At 43.1% G+C, this 1291-nt stretch carries 1 protein-coding gene; it reads right to left on the bottom strand.

The window, feature by feature from the left end:
- Positions 1-33: 33 nt before the first annotated feature.
- A protein-coding gene (locus R7M72_RS24895) for an IS3 family transposase (RefSeq protein ID WP_182016900.1) occupies positions 34-1238 on the bottom strand; the annotation gives its coding sequence in 2 pieces (ribosomal slippage) (positions 34-887 and positions 887-1238; 1206 coding nt in all).
- Positions 1239-1291: the final 53 nt, after the last annotated feature.

The raw sequence follows: 1291 nt of genomic DNA, 5'->3' as shown, positions 1-1291 counted from the left end.
TGACCCGTCCTGATATGGGTTGACACTTTTTAACTAAAACGCTCGATGTACTTCATCGGGCGTTTTGTATTTTAAAGCCGTATGAGGCCTCATTTGATTATAGATATCTACGGACTCTGCTACCATCGTCCTTGCTTCTTTCAGATCTTTCGGTTTCTTCAGCAAGAGCTCCATTTTGAGTATCCCATTTACACGCTCAGCTAAAGCATTCTGATAACAGTCATACCCGTCAGTCATTGAGCAAGTCACTCTATGTTTCTTATGGATATCTTGATATTCCTTCGAACAGTATTGTGAGCCTCTATCTGAGTGGTGTATTAGCTTTTCTTCACTCTGCCGTTGCCTGAGAGCTGAGATAAATGCCCGCTTAACTGATTGAGTTTTCATGTTGTCATCCACATAAAAACCAACAATCTTCCTTGAATAAGCGTCTGTAACCAAGCTGAGATAACTCTCTCCATTTTGAGTTGGCAAGTAAGTAATATCAGCAACCCACAGTTGTTCTGGCTTCGTTGGTGTCAGCCCATCTTTCACTTTGTTTGGGTGACAGAAAAATCGATGACGGCTGTCAGTCGTTCGGTGATAGGCTCGTCTTGCTCTCACTAACAGCCGATGCTTTCTGAGAAGTTCAAAGAGCTTATCGCGACCTATTTGAATGCCCTTTGTTGCTGCTAAGAACTTCAGTTTACGCGTGCCAATGCGTGGCTGCTTCAGCCTGACTTCACGGACAAAGCCAATGACAGCATGCTCATGATGTTCACAACGAGATTGAGTTTGGCATTGCTTATAATAAGCTTGGCGAGAGATTTGTACTAACTGACAAAACTTCGTAACGCTCAAACCTACTATGGTTTTCTCTTGGACAACGCTTCTTTGTGCTTTTTTGTCACTCTAACACCATAGTCACGTTCCATAACGTTCACGACAGCTTCAAAGAAGTCGGCTTTGAGTTGAGCATCTTCGAGCTGCTTCTCAAGCTCTTTAATACGTTGCTCTGGTGTAGGAGGTGAATTGAACTTGGCCATAGAGTCTCCTTTGGACATAAAGTTAGGTGTCCCTTTAGACCAATCTAGTCGACCATGCTTACGAAGCCAAACCAAAACCGTAGAGCAACCTTGGATGCCATACTTCTCTTGGGCTTGTTTGTAAGTGAGGCTTCCTTTTTCAACCTCATCAACTACAGTGAGTTTAAAAGCGAGGGAGTAATCTCGCTGAGTTCTTTTAGTTGTTGATTTCATAACACTCTCCAATTTTGGGGGTGGAAAGTGTCAACCTTATTTAGGACGGCACA

The sequence above is a fragment of the Vibrio sp. YT-18 genome (assembly GCF_033337345.1).
GTDB lineage: Bacteria > Pseudomonadota > Gammaproteobacteria > Enterobacterales > Vibrionaceae > Vibrio > Vibrio alginolyticus.
The sequence above is the reverse complement of the archived record's forward strand: the minus strand, read 5'-3'. Positions and strand labels throughout refer to the sequence as shown.